This is a genomic window from Pseudomonas sp. TE9122 (assembly GCF_056278925.1).
In genome coordinates, this window is the sequence record NZ_JBWBQI010000001.1 from 571839 (window position 1) to 588482 (window position 16644).

Genomic DNA, 16644 nt, shown 5'->3' on the forward strand with positions numbered 1-16644 from the left:
CCTCAGTCCTGCAATTCGGTCTGGCGTTCGACAGGGTCGATCAGCACGGCTTTCTGCTGGCGCACCAACAGATCGAGAATTTCATCCTGGCGCTCGCCGAGAATGCCGTTGAAGCTGATCCCGCTGGACTTGGTCGGCGCCAGCATCGACACGCGATACAGCTCGACACTCAGCGGCGAGTCGATCGACAGCGGGCCGCTGCCATTGGCCGCCAGCTCGCCGCCGACGACGATCAGCGAGACCTGCGCGTCGAACGGGTCGAGCTTGATGTCACGGTCGGTGTCGGTCAGGTCCTTGATGTGGCCGTAGATACCGGTCAGGCCGTTGGTCATGGCGACGTTTTCGTAGAGGCGGATGTTCACGCTGTTACGAATACGAATGCCGTGACGGGTATTGCTGATGACCTTGTTGCCCCACAGCAGGTTGTCGGCGGACTCGTAGAGCGTGATGCCGTCGGTGTGGTTCTTGTAGATCTCGTTGTAGGCAATGATGTTGTTGACGCTGTTACGGTCGATCACCAGGCCCGACAATTTGTTGTCGAAACTCTTGTTGTTGAAGATGAAGCTGTCGTTGACCTCACGGGAAATGATGATCCCGTGCTTCTTCTTCGTGCCGTGAACGGTGTTCTCGGCAATGATCAGACGGTGCGAGCGGTCATGCGGGTCGATGCCGTAGACGATGTTGTCTTTGTAGGTGTTGCCCTTGACCACAAAGTCGCTGGTTTCGTAGCAGTAGAAGCCGTACCACATGTCCGAGAACTCGGAGCCGACGATCCAGCCGGTCGGTTCCGGGCGCTTGAGGACCTTGGCCATGTTCGGCGTGTACTGGGAAATACTCACCCCGTACGACTTACTGTTGGCGTAACCGAAACTGGCCATCTTGCTGTTGACGATGTAGGTCTCGGTGCCGCCCCAGGCGAGCAGGAACGGACGGAATTCCTTCGGCGAACGGAAGGTCGCCGGGCCGTTTTCCTTTTCGCGCCAGCCGGTGACTTTGGTGTCACGCACGAACAGCTTGCCGTCGTTGACCAGGAACGAACCGGCCTCTTGGGACAGGCGCAGTTCCTGGGTCTGGCCGTCGATTTCGAGGATGCCTTTCTCGCCGACCACGATCGGCAATTTGGCCAGATACACGCCCGGGGACGTCTCGCTGAAATACTGCTTGGGCAGTTTTTTCGCCAGATCCTTGAGGTTCATGTAGCCGTCATCAATGAAAATCGCCTGCGGGATGCCGTGCTGACGCACCACCCATTCGGCCATCTTGTTATCGCCGCCGATGAAGTCCTTCAGGGCGTTTTCCTGCATCATCCGGCGCACACTGATCTTGCCCGGTTTGCTGCGCACGATCTTCGCCGCAGCGGCTTCGGCGGTGAAGCCGGACAGATCGGGCAGTGTCGGCTTGGCCAGTTTCAACGCGTCGGTCGGCGCGCTGCTGACGGTGTAGGTCTTGGCCTGTTGCAGTTCTTTGGCCACGGTCGCAGGTTTCGCCGGTTCAACATTGGCGAAGGCGCTGGCGCTGGCCAGCAGCATCGCGCCGGCCAGCAGGCTGAGTGAGCCTGTTCTGGTGCTGATCATGTCGGGCACTCCCTTGGCGGTTTGCATCAGAAGCGCCAGATCACGTCAATGAATGCGCGGTGCATGTAGGAATCAACCTGGCTGCCATAGGCGTCGCCCGGTTTGAACACACCGCCACGGAAACGCACCAGTGCCGAAGGCTCGTCGATCGACTGGCTCAACGCCGCCGGCAACAGGCCTTGCTTGAAGTACTTGGTGACGACCAGGTCCATTTCCTGACCCAGGTCCTTGTTGCCATCTTCAAGCGGCAGCGAGGTACTGGAGAGGATCGCGCCGGTGACGTCGTCGGTGTTGTTTTCCACCGCATTGATGCCGTTGCTGCCGACCGGCTTGTTGCCGTCGACACGCCAGAACTTGTGGTAGATCAGGCTGGCGTCGTACTCGTCGTTGACCATCCACGAGCCGAACAGGGTGGCGGTCTGCATGTTGTTCATTTCGCCACGGAAGGCTTCGCCGAAACGGTGCACGCGCGAGCGGGTACCGGTGTAGTTGGAGCGGTTGCTCTCCAGACCGTTCTGTTCGTAATCGGCACTGGCGCGGGCGTATGCACCGCCGACTTGCCACTGCGGATCGAGGCGCAGACGCACGCCGACATCGGCTGCCCAGCCGCTGATGTCATCGCTGCGCTTGGCTTGTGTCGGGCGTGTGCCGTCGGCGTTCAGCGCATTGACCGTGTCGCGGTCGCCGCTCATGCCGGTGATGCTGCCCCAGTAGTTGACGGTGTTGGTGTTGCGCCAGTTGTAGGCGTCGCTGTCAGCGGTCAGGCCGATCCAGCTGATGTCGCCGTTCTCGGTCTTGTCCAGCGAGTCGCGCGGGACGCCCGGCTCGGCGTAATCGAGTTTGCCGTCATCGTGAGTGTGGTGGCCGCGAATGCCGACCCACTGGCCCGGTGTCCACTGGTAAGCAGCGTCGGCGTAGGCGTGCAGGCGATCCTTGTCTTTCGGCGCCAGCTCTTTCAAGTCGGTGCGGTATTCGCTGAAACGCTCGGCAACACCGGCATTGGCCCGCAGCAGGGTGGTGTCGAAGGTCCAGTTCAGCGCTTCGATGTTGGTGTCACGCCATTGGCCGTCGTCATTGCGCAGACGCTGGCGACCGAACTTGAGCATCTCGCCCGGGTACGGGGTGAGGCCGCTGTAGCCGACCCAGAACTCGCGCATCGCCAGGTAGTTCTTCTTGGTTTTGCGATCACTATTGTCCGTGGCTTGTTCACCGTCGGATTGTTGCAGGGTGTCGGTCTCGATGATGTCGGTCGAGGTCACCGCCTGACCCATCGCGTAGGCGCTCCACGCGCCGCTTTCGCCGTAGATCCACGGACGCAGGTCGAGGCCCACGCCATTGACGTCACCGCCGCCGGCAGTGCCGAGGTCACGGTCGTCTTCGGACTGGCCGGTGAGTTTCACTTCCAGGCCGAAGTTCTTGGTTTCAGTCATCGCAGCCAGTGTCGGGCAAGACCAGATCAGCGCGAAGGTGAGGCCAATACCGGCCTTCACGAATGGGTTCAGCTTCATAGTTTTTCCTCGCCGTCTTCTTCTTGCAGGGCGTGCAGTTGCAGCGTGTTCGAGTTCAGGGCGCCACGGCTGGCCTGTTCCTGTTGCAACAGGCGGCGGGCTTCGGGCAGGCGCTCGGGCGGCAGTTGCGCCTCGAGGGTCGCTGCCAGTTCATCGGCTTGCGGGGTGTTCTGGGCCTTGGCCAGTTGGCTGAATACGTAGGCGTTCAGCGGGTCGGGCTTGGTACCCTTGCCTTGGGAAAACAACTGGGCGATGGCGAAGTCGGCACTGTTCTGGCCGTTGCGCGCAGCGGTCAGCAGGTGGTCCAGAGCCTTCTGCGGATAGACCTTGCCCAAGTAGCCACGACGGTAGATCTGGCCGAGGTAGTAATCGGCGGCCACTTCGCGGCCAACGGCTTTCTGGAAGTGTTCCTCGGCGACTTTCGCGTCGGCCGGGACCATTTTGCCTTCGTAGTAGACCTTGCCCAGCAGCAGTTCGGCGCGCGGCTGGTCGGCAGCGCGACCGTTGTCCAGGTACTTCATCATCTGGTCGACGTCGCCCAGTTCGGGGAAGTCGTAAAGCAGTTGGGCGAGGGTGACCCACGATGCCGGGTAGCCCGGAGCGATCGGCTCGAGCAGCGCCTGCGCGGTTTTTTCGTCAGTCTTGCCCAGGGTCGAATCGGCCAGCACGCGGGCTACGGAGTCGACACGCTGCGCGGTGACGGTGCCACGGCTGTAACCGGCCTGCATCTGCTTGATCAGCTCGGCCTGTTGGTCCGCCTGGCCACGTTTCTGGTAGACGGTGGCCAGTTCGACGTAGCAGATGTCGGTGGTATTGAGCGCGGCCTTGCAGATCTTTTCCACGTCATCCAGATGCTGGTCGTAAGTGCCCTGGGTGCGATACAGCAGCACCTGCGCCAGACCCGCTTCCGGGTAGCCCGACTTGCGCCACTGATCGATCTGCTGCTGCGCGTTGATGTTGGGGAAGCTGTGCGGGTATTGCAGGTACAGCATCGCCAGCGGGATCAACGTGTTGCCTTCGCCATTGGCGGCGGCTTTTTTCAGCAGGGTTTCGGCTTCGTGGTGCTCGGCTTCGGTGGAGCCCGGCTTGGCCACCAGCAAACGACCGAGACGTGCCTGGGCACGCGGCGACACGCTGGCCGCTGCGCGGTAAGTCGCTTCGGCCTGTTTCATCTGCGCCGGGTCGCGGCTGTCGACCTGGATATCGGCCAAGCCGACTTGCGCCTCGCTGTAACCCAGATCGGCCAGTTGCTGGTAATTCTGCGCAGCGGTGGCAGTGTCGCCACGCTTGAGCGCTTCGTTGGCCAGACGCTGATCGGGCAGCCCGGCGCAACCGGCCATAGAAACTGCCAGTGCCAGCGAGCACACCATCAATCCCATGTGGGAGCGAGCCTGCTCGCGAAGCAGTCGACTCGGTACTTCAGACAAACCGCGCTGGCCCTTTCGCGAGCAGGCTCGCTCCCACAGGGTCGGCGGTGTGTTCAAGTTATGCGTAGTCACAGGCATGTCCTCGACTTAGAGACCGGCAGCCATGGCTTTGTCGATCAGCCAGTTCAGGTTCGGGCCACGGTCGCTGTTCACTTCCACCGGGCGGCCGGCGAGGCTGCTGTCGAGCGGCTCGTCAGGCTGGATCTGCACGCGGATGTCGGAGGACAGGTCGGCGCTCTTCAGGCTCGTGCTGCTGACGATCTTGCCGGTGCGGGTCTTGTCTTCGCCGGCGATCTGGAAGCTCACCGGGGTGCCCGGGCGCACGTCGCCGAACTGGCGATAGGAGAAGCGTGCTTCAACGTTGGCCTGGGTGTTGCGCGGCACCAACTGGAAGATCACGTCGCCCTTGCTCGCGTACTGACCGTCAGCCACCAGTTGCTGGGCCACGGTGCAGTCGCACGGCGAAGTCAGGGTGCCGGTCATTTGCTTGCCGAACAGTTCTTCAACCTTGGCCGGGGCCAGTTGGTCTTCGGCCAGATGGCCCTTGAGCACGTCGAGCATGCTGGTGCTGAAGGTCGCCAGCGGTGCGCCTTTGGCGGCAACGCCGTCGGACTTGACCAGGCTCTGTACGGTGCCGTCACGCGGCATGGTGATGTTCATCCCCGGCACGCTGACCAGACCGGCCTGCGCGTGGCTGACGAAGTACATGCCGTACACCGACTTGAAGATGAAACCGGCAGCGACCAGACCAACAGCGAAAATACCGGCGCTGAAGGTCACGGCTTTCAGGCGGCCGAACGGGGTCATGCCGGTGTCGTTGGTCTTGTTCTTGCGCGCCTTGGTGAAGTTGTCGCGCTGCAGGGTCGCCAGCACTTCGCCGATGCTGACGATGTCGCCGGCCAGGTGCGAAGTGATCAGGTGGCGCAGGGTGGAAATGTCCTGCGGCTCGAGGTTCTGGAACTGGCAGCCGGCGCGGCCGGTGGCGCGGTCAAAGGAACGCACCTGCAGTTCAACGTCCATGGCCAGGCCGAGGTTGTCGATGACAAATTGCAGACGCGCCTTGTACACCTCGCCGATGGTCAGCGGCATCTGCCCGGCGTTGAACGCCAGACCGCCAGCCGACAGATCGAGGACCCGCGCTTCGAGCGGAGTCCGGTCAGGGCCGAAGAAACGCAGCTTGGCCGGGATTTTCACGCGAGCGTGCTGGCGCTGGGCTTCGGATTCATGCACTACGTTGACGTTGACGGCGGTATTCATAGGGGCGATTTCCTTGTTAATTCAATAGGAGCGGGTCAGACCATCATCAGCAGCACGGCGACAAAAATGCTGCCGGCGGAGAAGGTCATGGTCCGAGACGACCAGGTGTTGAACCAACGTTGAAAGCTGGCGAGATCACGGGTCAGGGATGTGGGCTGGCGAGTCCAGGATTGTTGGTCGAGGCGGAAGAACACGTAGATCTTCACCAGGGCGCCAACGATCTGGTTGTAATACAGAATCGCCGGGTAAGCAGGGCCGATGCGGTGGCCGGAACACGACAGCAACAGCGTCAGGATCAGGCGGGTGATACCGATCCACAGCAGGTACACGAGGATGAACGCGGTGCCGTACTTGAAGCTGGCGATCAGTGCGACGGTCAGGCCGAGCAGCGAAGTCCACATCGATACGCGCTGGTCGAACAGCACCACCGAGGTGAACGCGCCGAGGCGGCGGATACCCAGACCCAGTGCGCGCGAGTTCTGGCGCAGGTTGTTGCCGTACCAGCGGAACATCAGCTTGCGGCTGGCCTTGATGAAGCTCTTTTCCGGCGGATGTTCAACGGTGTTGATCGCGGCATCCGGCACGTAGAAGGTGTCGTAACCCAGGCGCATCAGGCTGAACCAGCTCGACTTGTCGTCACCGGTCAGGAACTTGAAGCGGCCCAGGCGCCAGTGTTGCAGCGAGTCGCTTTCAACGTCGGCGATGAACTCCGGATTGGTCACCACGGAGGCTTTGAACACCGACATCCGACCGGTCATGGTCAGTACGCGCTTGGACAGGGCCATCGAGCACATGTTGATGTGGCGCTGGGCGAAACGCAGCTTGTGCCATTCGCTCATGATGTAACCGCCGCGCACTTCGCAGAACTCGTTGGTGGTCAGGCCGCCGACATTGCCGAACAGCTGGAACCACGGCACGGTCTTGCGCACGACGCCTTCGCCGAGCACGGTGTCGCCGTCGATCACGGCCACCACGGCACGGTCGTCCGGCAGGTGACGGGAGATCGCACGGAAACCGAAGGCCAGACCATCGCGCTTGCCGGTGCCGGGAATGCGCACGAAGTCGAGCTTGACCCGCTCCGGCGGATTCATCCGTGCCCACAGCGCCTTGACCAGCAGCTCGTCGGACATTTCCACGATCGAGCAGACAATGGTGGTCGGCAGTTCGCAGTCGATGGCTTCACGGATCACCGAGCTGTAGACCTGCGCGGTTGTCAGCGCGTCAATACGAAAGCTGGTGACCATCAGAAACACATGCGACGGATCGGCCGCTTTACCCAGCTTGCGTACTTTGCGACGCAGGTGCGGGTAAACGATGTAGAGAAAAATCATGCCGCGCACAAAGTGCGTTGCACCCATCGAGTAGCGCCAGATACCCACGGCGCCAATCAGGAAAATGAAGTCCTTCGACTCGGAGTCGAATGTGGACGTGGGCAGCATCAAGGCCAGGCCCATCAGCAGACTGAGATAAAAAAGCCAGCCGGCTGATTGCAGAAAAAAATGTTTGAGCTTGGTCATAACCGTCATCCGAAGGTGATGGAGGCTTCAAGCCGCAAGCGTGTTGCTTTTGCTTGCGGCTTGAAGCTTGAGGCTTGCCTTACCAGCAAATGCCTTCGGTGCGGCTACCGGCGCTGGTGGCCTTGGACATGAAGCCCACCAGGTCGATGACTTGCTTGCCCTGCGGCGCTTCCTGGGCCAGCGAACGGAATTTCTCGTCGCGGTTGCCGAGGATGATCACGTCGGAGTTGTCGATCACCGAGTCGAAGTCGGAGTTGAGCAGGGACGATACGTGCGGAATCTTCGATTCGATGTAGTCCTTGTTCGCACCGTGGACACGGGCGTATTCGACGTTGCTGTCGTAGATGCTCAGGTCGTAACCCTTGCCGATCAGCATTTCCGCCAGTTCGACCAGCGGGCTTTCGCGCAGGTCGTCGGTGCCGGCCTTGAAGCTCAGACCGAGCAGGGCGACTTTGCGTTTTTCATGGCTTTCAACGATGTCGAAAGCGTTCTGCACTTGCGATTCGTTACTGCGCATCAGCGAGTTGAGCAGCGGTGCTTCGACGTCCAGGGAACCGGCGCGGTAGGTCAGCGCACGTACGTCTTTCGGCAAGCACGAGCCGCCGAAGGCGAAGCCCGGACGCATGTAGTACTGGGACAGGTTCAGGGTCTTGTCCTGGCAGACCACTTCCATCACTTCACGACCATCGACGCCGACGGCTTTGGCGATGTTGCCGATCTCGTTGGCGAAGGTCACTTTGGTCGCGTGCCAGACGTTGCAGGTGTACTTGATCATCTCGGCAACGGCGATGTCCTTGCGGATGATCGGGGCGTCGAGTTCTTCGTACAGCGATTGCAGAACGTCGCCCGAGGCGGTATCGAACTCGCCGATAACGGTCATTGGTGGCTGATCGTAGTCAGCGATGGCGGTGGATTCGCGGAGGAATTCCGGGTTGACCGCAACGCCGAAATCGACGCCGGCTTTCTTGCCCGAGCAGTCTTCCAGAATCGGGATGACCACGTTGGCCACGGTGCCTGGCAGCACGGTGCTGCGCACGACGATGGTGTGGCGGGTGGTTTTTTCACGCAGGACAAAACCGATCTCGCGGCACACGGCCTCGATGTAGTTCAGTTCCAGGTCGCCGTTCTTTTTGCTTGGCGTGCCGACGCAGATCATCGACAGGTCGGTATCACGAATCGCCTCGGCGAAGTTGGTCGTGCCGCGCAGACGACCGGTCTGGATACCCTGTTGCAACAGTTCACCCAGGCCCGGTTCAACGATCGGCGATTTGCCGGCGTTAATCATGTCGATCTTGTCTTTGGCAACATCGACGCCAACTACGTCATGGCCCCGTGCAGACAGGCAACCGGCACATACTGCGCCAACGTAACCCAAACCAAATATGCTGATGCGCATCGCAATTACCTCTGTATATATCAGGCCTTAGAAGGCCGGAGTTAATGGTGTTCAGCGGTCACTAGTGCACTCGGAAGTGCGGCTTACAGGCGCCACAATGCCGTGTGCAGGCATACAAAGTTCCGAGTGTCTAATAAGTGCACTCAAGATGTGCGCAACTAGGCCTTGTTGTTATGACTTGCCCTGTTATGCAGCCGATCTTCCGTGCGGGAAGACTCTAGTGCAGTCGTGTAGCCTGCTCGACGTCCGGTAGGGGGCCGGTAAATCAAGCAGTTAGGTGCTCAGGCGAGCACGTTTATAGGGGCGCGGCCTTGGCCTTTGTAGGGGATATTAATGGTGCGTATCTCCTGTCCTTCGATTGTTTTGAGACTAGTTAGTCACTCAGGCAAGTTGCTGTGACAACTTGGTTACATGGCTATCAGCTCTGCGTAAGTTATCTCGTACAAACTCGGCGAGAATCGTTACCGGTGGTATGAGCAACGCATTTGGACATAGTTCCAGCCCGCTCATCGTGCCAGCCGAAATTTTTTGAAATATTGATGAAGATGGCACTGGGTGCAAACTGATAGCACTAACGATTTCGCCCTTTAGTTATCGGGGCGAAACCGGGGGCGATAGTTTTGTGCCACTACGGGTAAAAAATTTAAGTGCCACTACTGAAAAAAAACTTCAGTGTCGAGTGAAACTAAAATTAGAAAAGAGTCTGTGGTTTTATTGGCGCCATGAATTTGGCGATATGCAGCGGGGGAATTTTGACTTCGGGCGGACTGCACGACTCTGGAGGAAAAGAGTCGTGCAAAGGGCATGCTTTATTCCGGGGCGTGGTCGCGCAAAAACACCAGATTGTCAGGTTTCGATTGTTCGGCGCTGTAGCGATAACCCTGTACATCGAATTGCTTGAGCTGAGCCGGGTCGTTGATGCGTTCCTGGATCACAAAACGGCTCATCAGGCCGCGCGCTTTCTTCGCGTAGAAACTGATGATCTTGTACTGGTCGTTCTTCTGATCCTTGAACTCGGTATTGATGATCCGCGCCTTCAACGCGCTGCGCTTGACCGCAGAAAAGTATTCGTTGGATGCAAGGTTGAGCAGTACGTCATCGCCCTGATCGGCCAGCGCTTCATTCAGCCACTCGCTGATGCGCGTACCCCAGAACGCATACAGATCCTTGCCACGGCCGTTGGCCAGTTTGGTGCCCATTTCCAGGCGATAGGGTTGCATCAGGTCCAGCGGCCGCAGCAGGCCATAAAGGCCGGAGAGCATGCGCAAATGCTTTTGCGCGTAATCGAATTGCGCTTCGCTGAAGGACTGCGCATCCAGGCCGGTGTACACGTCACCCTTGAAGGCGAGCAGGGCCTGCTTGGCGTTTTCAGGGGTGAAGGCGGGTGTCCAGCTGCCGAAACGCGCGGCGTTGAGGCCACCGATCTTGTCGGACACGTGCATCAACTCGCTGATCTGCGCCGGACTCAGCTCGCGCAACTGCTGGATCAATTCCTGGGAATGGTCGAGGTACTGCGGCTGGGTGAAGCGCTGGGTCGCCGGCGGTGTTTCGTAGTCGAGGGTCTTGGCGGGGGAAATCACCATCAGCATGAAGTCGTCTCCTTTAATCGTGGGGGCGATTCTAGGGGGTTGTCCTTGTTGACTCCAGCTATGGGGGTTATAGGTCGGTGCAAGTGCCGGGATTTGCGACGGTTGGTGGATTTTACCCTCACCCCAGCCCTCTCCCAGAGGGAGAGGGGGCCGATGTTCGCTGGCTTCAAATTTGAGTTCGACTCGATAGCTCAGGTAGACGGATATCGAAAGAACCGCTCGGTCAGCTCCCTCTCCCTCTGGGAGAGGGCTGGGGTGAGGGTGACGACCTTGAATCTTGCACATCAGCTATAGTGCCGCGCGGGTTTTGTTATGGAGACATCCCTTTGCGCATTGTTCTTTTATTCACCGCGTGGCTGCTGAGCTTCGGCGCCATGGCGGCGCCCGGTGATGCGGCGACGCTGGATCGCACGACCTGGCCGGAGCAGCTCAGCAATCCGACCCTGTTCGACGTCGCGTCGCGGGCGGAAATTCTCATGTTCGCTCGCGGCCTGCTCGGCACCGAGTCCATCGACGAAGCGGCACTGGCCCAGCGCCTGGGCCTGCGCACGGTCAATATCGATGCGGTCAATCAGCTGCGCCAGCGCCTCTGGCAGCGCTTGCTCGCCAACTACAACCACGCCCAGCAAAGCTGCGATCAGGACGCCTCGTTCTGCTTCCTCGTCGATGACCTGCCGACCCTGCGCGAGCAGGCGGCCAAGTTCGTCGTCAGCGACGACAGCTATTACACCAAGTGGGCCGAGCCGAGCCGGATCTTCCATTTGCAGTACCTCGACGAGCTGATGCGCAAGGCCGCGCTGTCACCGCAAACCAGTAACGAATTCGATCGTTTCGGCGACTACGAGCGCAACGGCGACGACATGCACGACCGGCTGTTTCTGCTGACGTTCGACAGCGCCGCCAACGTGCAACCGGACAACACCGACTGGCTGACCGAATACCTGCGAAAATCTAATCTGAGCGGGACATTCTTTGTACTGGGCAAGGATATTCAGGCGCGACTCACCGGCCGTTCGGTCAGCAGTCTGCAGGCGAGTTTTTCCCGGCAATGCGTAGGCGTGCAGGGCTGGGAGTTCCGCTCCCACAGCCATTGGCAGGACTGGCAGGATTCGGTGCGGCGCAGCGCCGATCTGGTGAAGAACAAACTGCCGGAAAACTACGTGCCGCTGTTCCGTCCGCCGGATGGCCAGCGCCGCAGTGACGCACAAGGTTTCTTCAATAGCCAGGGCCTGCAAGTGGCGCTGTGGGACATCGATGCCCAGGACGGTGCCGGCAAACTCAAAGGCCCTGCAAGCGCGCAGCGGGTGCTGACCCTGATGCTGCTGTGGCGGCACGGGGTGATCAATTTCAACATGAAACAGGATGCGGTGAAGACGTCCCTGCCGTGGCTGATCACCCAGACTGCGCAGAGCGGCATCGGCTGGGAAGACTGTCAGGACGCGTTTCGTTGAGAAATGAGAAAAAGCCCGTAAACATTGGACTTGGGGTGATTTTCAGGAGGAATTCGATGCAGGCGGACTTCCGACTTTAGCGGGGTACGGGGAGTCCGCCAAGGGCTTTTCGTCACTCTGCAAAATAAACTTAAAAAAACCGTCAAAGTGCTTTTTTATGTCATCGGTTTTGGAGTATTACGAAGACAGACCGCCGAAACCTGCGACACAGGTGGCGTCTTCCCAGACTCCTATTGTGTGCAGTTCATCCAGGCCCTCGTGGATGAATTCGGCAGTCACCTCGAGGCGCAGCACTGTCACGGTATTGCGTCGAATGGCTCCCACAAAGGTGACCGAGTATGGATGATCACGGACGCAGCCCTTCCTCCAACCAGCCAATCCTGTATGTACTCGATACCAACGTATTGATTCACGATCCAAATGCCCTGCTGAATTTCGAAGAACACCACGTCGCCATCCCGATGACCGTGCTGGAAGAGCTGGACAAGCTCAAGAGCGGCCATCACAGCGTGGCCGCCGAATGCCGCCAGGCGATCCGCCTGATCGACAAGACCCTGGGCGATGCGTCCCCTGAAGACGTTGAACTGGGCGTGCCGATCCAGCGTGGCAAGGGCGGGCCGAAGGGCTTGCTGTCAATTCTGATGAGCAAGCAGGCCGAGTCGAACCTGATTCTGCCCGAGCATCTGAACGACAACAAAATCATCAACCAACTGATTGATCTGCATACCCGCGATCCGCAAAAACCGGTGGTACTGGTCACCAAAGACATCAACATGCGCCTGAAGGCGCGCGCCTGTGGCATCGACGCCGAGGACTACAGCACCGACCAATTGGTCGATGACGTGTCCCTGCTGCCCAACGGCTACCACAACATGACCGGCTCATTCTGGGACCGCGTGAGCAAGGTCGAAACCCGTCAGGACCACGGCCGCACCTGGCATCAGGTACAACTGATCGACAACCTGCCGGCCGTGCACATCAACGAGTTCATCATCGACGAACAGGGCTTTGTCGGCTGGATCAAGGAAATCCAGGAAGACCGCCTGCTGATCCTCGACCTGCATCAGGAACCGCTGCTGCATCAGGAGGCCTGGGGGCTGAAGCCGCGCGACATCTATCAGAGTCTGGCCCTGTATGCGCTGCTTGACCCGGACATTCATCTGGTCAACCTGTCCGGCGCCGCCGGTTCCGGTAAAACCATTCTGGCGCTGGCCGCTGCCATCGAGCAGACCATGGTCAGCAAACGTTATCGCCGCATCATCGCCACCCGCAGCGTGCAGGGTCTGGACCAGGAAATCGGCTTCCTGCCCGGCACCGAAGCGGAAAAAATGGAGCCTTGGCTGGGCGCCATCACCGACAACCTCGAAGCCTTGCACATGGATGACGAAAACACCCATGGCAGCGTCGACTACATCCTCAGCAAAGTGCCGTTGCAGTTCAAATCGCTCAACTACATTCGCGGTCGCAGCTTCCAGCAGAGCCTGATCCTGATCGACGAATGCCAGAACCTCACGCCGCACCAGATGAAAACCATCATCACCCGTGCCGGCGCCGGTTCCAAAGTGGTGTGCCTGGGCAACCTGGCGCAGATCGACACCCCATACCTGTCCGCGACCAGCTCCGGGCTGACCTACCTGACCGAACGCTTCAAGGATTTCCCCAACGGTGTGCACATCACCCTGCAAGGGGTGCCTCGCTCGATCCTGGCCGAATACGCCGAATCGCATTTGTAACCTTTCACCCAGAACCGGGTGGCCCTTAAAGCCGCCCGGTTTTTTTATGGATAAATGCATATCTCCTGTGGGAGCGAGCCTGCTCGCGAATGCGGTGTATCAGTCGACATCTATAGTGAATCTGAATCCGCTTTCGCGAGCAGGCTCGCTCCCACAGGGGGCAACGGTGATTTCATAATCAGTGATGCGGATATCTGACCCACAGGTTTACAATCCACGCTCCTGATCAGGAGTAATCCCGTGCTGACTCATCTCGATTCCCAAGGTCGCGCCAACATGGTCGACGTCACTGAAAAAGCCGTGACGTTCCGTGAAGCGACCGCTCAAGCGCTGGTGCGCATGCTCCCCGCAACCTTGCAGATGATCGTCAGCGGCGGTCATCCCAAGGGTGATGTGTTCGCCGTGGCGCGCATTGCCGGGATTCAGGCGGCGAAGAAGACCAGTGATCTGATTCCCCTGTGCCACCCGCTGATGCTCACCGGCGTCAAAGTCGAACTCAGCGCCGAAGGTGATGACAGCGTGCGTATCGTCGCCCGCTGCAAGCTGTCCGGGCAGACCGGCGTCGAGATGGAAGCGCTGACCGCCGCCAGCGTCGCCGCCCTGACCATTTACGACATGTGCAAAGCCGTCGACCGGGGCATGACCATCGAAAGCGTGCGTCTGCTGGAGAAAGTCGGCGGCAAGAGCGGCCACTTCCAGGCGGAGCAGCCATGAAACTGACCGTGAAATTTTTTGCCCGCTACCGTGAAGCGCTGGGCGTGGATTCGGTTGCGGTTGAAGGCGATTTCGCCACCGTCGATGACGTTCGGGCACTGTTGGCAGAACGTGATGGCGCCGAAGTGCTGAGCGAGCAAAACCTGATGTGCGCACGCAACGAAGACCTCTGCCAGCTCGACGAGCCAGTTGTCGATGGTGATGAAGTGGCGTTTTTCCCCACCGTGACCGGAGGCTGAACATGGCGATTCGCGTGCAGGCCACGCCGTTCGATCCGGGCGCTGAAGTCAATGCGATGCACGCGGCCAATGTCGGTGTGGGCGCGGTGGTGAGCTTTGTCGGTTATGTGCGCGACTTCAACGACGGGCTCGACGTGGCCGGGATGTTCCTCGAACACTATCCGGGCATGACCGAAAAGGCTCTCGGCAAGATCGCTGTCGAAGCCGAGCAGCGCTGGCCGCTGTTGAAACTGGAAGTGCTGCACCGCATCGGCGCGCTGGAACCGGGCGAACCGATCGTCTTCGTCGGCGCCGCCAGCGCCCACCGCCAGGCCGCGTTCGATGCCTGCGCCTTCGTCATGGACTACCTGAAAACCCGCGCGCCGTTCTGGAAAAAAGAAAACACCAGTGACGGCCCGCGTTGGGTCGAAGGGCGCGACAGTGATCATGCGGCTGCGGATCGCTGGAAGAAGTAGTTTCTGTAGCGCCCTCCGGTCAGTCTTCGCGAGCAGGCTCGCTCCCACAATTGGAAAGCGTTCCCCTGTGGGAGCGAGCCTGCTCGCGAAGGCGTCATCTGTGACACCGAAAATCCTTCCCTCTCTACCCGATTGACGATTTGTACCTGAGAGTCCAGTATGGATTTCCAAGTACAAAAAAAGCTTCTGTCTTGCCGCTATCAGGTTGCCGCTTGTAGCTGCTCTTCTTCGCCAAACCAACAACAACCCGCGAGAGAACGAACATGAAGAAACTCCCCCTCATCACCGGTCTGGCCCTCAGTCTGCTGGCCTGCTCCAGCGTCTTCGCCGCCGAGAAAACCCTGCGCATCGGCATCGAAGCGGCCTATCCGCCATTCGCGTCAAAAACCGACAAAGGTGAAATCGTCGGCTTCGACTACGACATCGGCAATGCCCTTTGTGCGCAGATGAAGGTCAATTGCGTGTGGGTCGAAGGTGAGTTCGACGGGCTGATTCCTTCGCTGAAAGTGAAGAAGATCGACATGGCGCTGTCGTCGATGACCATCAACGAAGATCGCAAGAAGTCGGTGGATTTCAGCCACAAGTACTATTTCACTTCTTCGCGTCTTCTCATGAAGGAAGGCGCTACGGTGGATGATCAGTACGCCAGCCTCAAAGGCAAGAACGTCGGCGTGCAGCGCGCGACCACCACCGATCGTTATGCCACCGAGGTGTTCGAACCCAAGGGCATCAACGTCAAGCGCTACAGCAACAACGAAGAAATCTACATGGACCTGGCGGCGGGGCGCCTTGATGCGATTTTTGCCGACACCATTCCGCTCAATGACTTCCTGTCGATGCCGCGCGGTAAGGGTTACGCGTTTGTCGGGCCGGAGCTGAAGGATCCGAAGTACGTCGGCGAGGGCGCGGGGATTGCTGTGCGCAAGGGCAATGCTGAGCTGGTCAGCCAGTTGAACAGCGCCATCGACGGGATTCGCGCGAATGGCGAGTACCAGAAGATTTCCGAGAAGTATTTCAAGACCGATATCTACGGCGATTGATCAAGCGCTTTCGCGAGCAGGCTCGCTCCCACAGGGGTAACGCATTCCAAATGTGGGAGCGAGCCTGCTCGCGAAGAGGCCAGCGCTAGCGATGCAAATCTTCAGCCCTTCAATTCCTTCAAATGTTTGTACACCGTCGCCCGCCCCATGTTCAGCACATTGGCCACGTAGTTCGAGGCGCTCTTGCCCTTGAACGCGCCCTCGGCGTGCAGCGCCAGCACCAGTTCGCGTTTGTGATCGCGGGTCAGCAGGTTCAGGCTCAACTGCCGCTCGCGCAACCAGGCGTGGAGGAAGGTGTTGATGCGTTCCTGCCAGTCATCACGGAACAGCGAGTCCGGCTGCGGAATCAGCTTGCTCGGCGAGAGAAACAGGTCCAGCGCCGCTTTGGCGTTCTCGAACAGGGAAATATTCAGATTGATGCACAGCACCGCCAGCGGCCGACTTTCGCTGTCACGCAGCACGGTGCTCAGGCTGCGAATTTTCTGACCGTCCCAGTTGAGCTTTTCGTACGGGCCGATGTTCCTGTCGCTGACATCCTCGCTGAGCATGTCTTCCAGTGACGAGTCGTCGCCGATCTCGCGCTTGGACAGGTTGTTGGCGATGTAGTCGACCTTCTGCGTGCGCAGGTCGTGCAGCACCACCTCGGCGTGGGGGAAGAACAGCGTGGCAATGGCGTCGGCGATGGCGCGGAAGTTATCCAGCGCCGGGTCGAATTCGGGGGCAGTCATGACAGTGGAGCTCCAG

General features: G+C 59.5%; 14 protein-coding genes. 6 read left to right on the forward strand and 8 right to left on the reverse strand.

Features of this window, described 5'->3' with window-relative positions:
* Positions 1 to 2: 2 nt before the first annotated feature.
* The 7 genes from algG to yaaA all read right to left on the reverse strand — a co-directional run bounded on the left by algG (position 3) and on the right by yaaA (position 10268).
* Positions 3 to 1574 carry a mannuronan 5-epimerase AlgG gene (algG, locus tag ACZ9BE_RS02435; protein WP_310214291.1) on the reverse strand — a complete coding sequence of 524 codons (1572 nt, stop codon included), beginning with the start codon at positions 1572 to 1574 and terminating at the stop codon, positions 3 to 5.
* 26 nt (positions 1575 to 1600) lie between these two features.
* Entirely contained in the window at positions 1601 to 3082 is a 1482-nt protein-coding gene (locus ACZ9BE_RS02440; RefSeq protein WP_041479487.1) for an alginate export family protein, read from the reverse strand.
* On the reverse strand, positions 3079 to 4587 hold the full coding sequence (gene algK / locus ACZ9BE_RS02445) for an alginate biosynthesis TPR repeat lipoprotein AlgK (protein ID WP_207808461.1): 1509 nt from the start codon (positions 4585 to 4587) through the stop codon (positions 3079 to 3081). Before algK ends, ACZ9BE_RS02440 begins: the two co-directional genes overlap by 4 nt.
* A 9-nt stretch (positions 4588 to 4596) precedes the next feature.
* Positions 4597 to 5766 (reverse strand): alginate biosynthesis protein Alg44, encoded by a 1170-nt coding sequence (locus ACZ9BE_RS02450; protein WP_024011680.1) that lies wholly within the window; start codon positions 5764 to 5766, stop codon positions 4597 to 4599.
* A 35-nt stretch (positions 5767 to 5801) separates the two neighbouring features.
* Complete coding sequence (gene alg8, locus ACZ9BE_RS02455) at positions 5802 to 7283, reverse strand: mannuronan synthase (RefSeq protein WP_162098720.1); 1482 nt, start codon at positions 7281 to 7283, stop codon at positions 5802 to 5804.
* Between the two features lie 79 nt (positions 7284 to 7362).
* The gene (locus ACZ9BE_RS02460; RefSeq protein ID WP_016771595.1) at positions 7363 to 8679 is read right to left on the reverse strand and encodes a nucleotide sugar dehydrogenase; all 1317 of its coding nucleotides are present in this window, start codon (positions 8677 to 8679) and stop codon (positions 7363 to 7365) included.
* A gap of 809 nt (positions 8680 to 9488) precedes the next feature.
* Positions 9489 to 10268: a peroxide stress protein YaaA gene (gene yaaA / locus ACZ9BE_RS02465; RefSeq protein ID WP_476248873.1), complete on the reverse strand. Its 780-nt coding sequence runs from the start codon at positions 10266 to 10268 to the stop codon at positions 9489 to 9491.
* Between the two features lie 374 nt (positions 10269 to 10642).
* On the opposite strand from yaaA, the gene ACZ9BE_RS02470 reads away from it, so the two are divergent.
* From ACZ9BE_RS02470 to ACZ9BE_RS02495, 6 genes are all read left to right on the forward strand, one after another.
* Positions 10643 to 11719, forward strand: a complete 1077-nt coding sequence (locus ACZ9BE_RS02470; RefSeq protein ID WP_476250123.1) for a polysaccharide deacetylase family protein — start codon at positions 10643 to 10645, stop codon at positions 11717 to 11719.
* Positions 11720 to 12057: 338 nt separating this feature from the next.
* Positions 12058 to 13452, forward strand: coding sequence for a PhoH family protein (locus ACZ9BE_RS02475; RefSeq protein WP_024011685.1), 1395 nt, complete (start codon positions 12058 to 12060; stop codon positions 13450 to 13452).
* A 240-nt stretch (positions 13453 to 13692) separates the two neighbouring features.
* Positions 13693 to 14166: a cyclic pyranopterin monophosphate synthase MoaC gene (gene moaC, locus ACZ9BE_RS02480; protein ID WP_041479492.1), complete on the forward strand. Its 474-nt coding sequence runs from the start codon at positions 13693 to 13695 to the stop codon at positions 14164 to 14166.
* Complete coding sequence (locus tag ACZ9BE_RS02485; protein ID WP_024011686.1) at positions 14163 to 14405, forward strand: MoaD/ThiS family protein; 243 nt, start codon at positions 14163 to 14165, stop codon at positions 14403 to 14405. Before moaC ends, ACZ9BE_RS02485 begins: the two co-directional genes overlap by 4 nt.
* 2 nt (positions 14406 to 14407) lie before the next feature.
* Positions 14408 to 14860: a molybdopterin synthase catalytic subunit MoaE gene (gene moaE, locus ACZ9BE_RS02490; RefSeq protein WP_016771590.1), complete on the forward strand. Its 453-nt coding sequence runs from the start codon at positions 14408 to 14410 to the stop codon at positions 14858 to 14860.
* A gap of 263 nt (positions 14861 to 15123) precedes the next feature.
* Positions 15124 to 15900: an ABC transporter substrate-binding protein gene (locus ACZ9BE_RS02495; protein ID WP_476248874.1), complete on the forward strand. Its 777-nt coding sequence runs from the start codon at positions 15124 to 15126 to the stop codon at positions 15898 to 15900.
* 101 nt (positions 15901 to 16001) lie between these two features.
* Here the strand turns inward: ACZ9BE_RS02495 and ACZ9BE_RS02500 are convergent, their stop codons facing one another.
* Positions 16002 to 16628 carry a helix-turn-helix transcriptional regulator gene (locus ACZ9BE_RS02500; RefSeq protein WP_016771588.1) on the reverse strand — a complete coding sequence of 209 codons (627 nt, stop codon included), beginning with the start codon at positions 16626 to 16628 and terminating at the stop codon, positions 16002 to 16004.
* Positions 16629 to 16644: the final 16 nt, after the last annotated feature.

Coding starts and splice junctions, on each gene's coding strand:
- yaaA (WP_476248873.1), bottom strand. CDS start 10,268: ATGCTGATGGTGATTTCCCCCGCCAAGACCCTCGACTACGAAACACCG.
- ACZ9BE_RS02440 (WP_041479487.1), bottom strand. CDS start 3,082: ATGAAGCTGAACCCATTCGTGAAGGCCGGTATTGGCCTCACCTTCGCG.
- ACZ9BE_RS02450 (WP_024011680.1), bottom strand. CDS start 5,766: ATGAATACCGCCGTCAACGTCAACGTAGTGCATGAATCCGAAGCCCAG.
- ACZ9BE_RS02500 (WP_016771588.1), bottom strand. CDS start 16,628: ATGACTGCCCCCGAATTCGACCCGGCGCTGGATAACTTCCGCGCCATC.
- algK (WP_207808461.1), bottom strand. CDS start 4,587: ATGCCTGTGACTACGCATAACTTGAACACACCGCCGACCCTGTGGGAG.
- ACZ9BE_RS02460 (WP_016771595.1), bottom strand. CDS start 8,679: ATGCGCATCAGCATATTTGGTTTGGGTTACGTTGGCGCAGTATGTGCC.
- ACZ9BE_RS02475 (WP_024011685.1), top strand. CDS start 12,058: ATGGATGATCACGGACGCAGCCCTTCCTCCAACCAGCCAATCCTGTAT.
- ACZ9BE_RS02470 (WP_476250123.1), top strand. CDS start 10,643: ATGGCGGCGCCCGGTGATGCGGCGACGCTGGATCGCACGACCTGGCCG.
- ACZ9BE_RS02495 (WP_476248874.1), top strand. CDS start 15,124: ATGAAGAAACTCCCCCTCATCACCGGTCTGGCCCTCAGTCTGCTGGCC.
- algG (WP_310214291.1), bottom strand. CDS start 1,574: ATGATCAGCACCAGAACAGGCTCACTCAGCCTGCTGGCCGGCGCGATG.
- moaE (WP_016771590.1), top strand. CDS start 14,408: ATGGCGATTCGCGTGCAGGCCACGCCGTTCGATCCGGGCGCTGAAGTC.
- ACZ9BE_RS02485 (WP_024011686.1), top strand. CDS start 14,163: ATGAAACTGACCGTGAAATTTTTTGCCCGCTACCGTGAAGCGCTGGGC.
- alg8 (WP_162098720.1), bottom strand. CDS start 7,283: ATGACCAAGCTCAAACATTTTTTTCTGCAATCAGCCGGCTGGCTTTTT.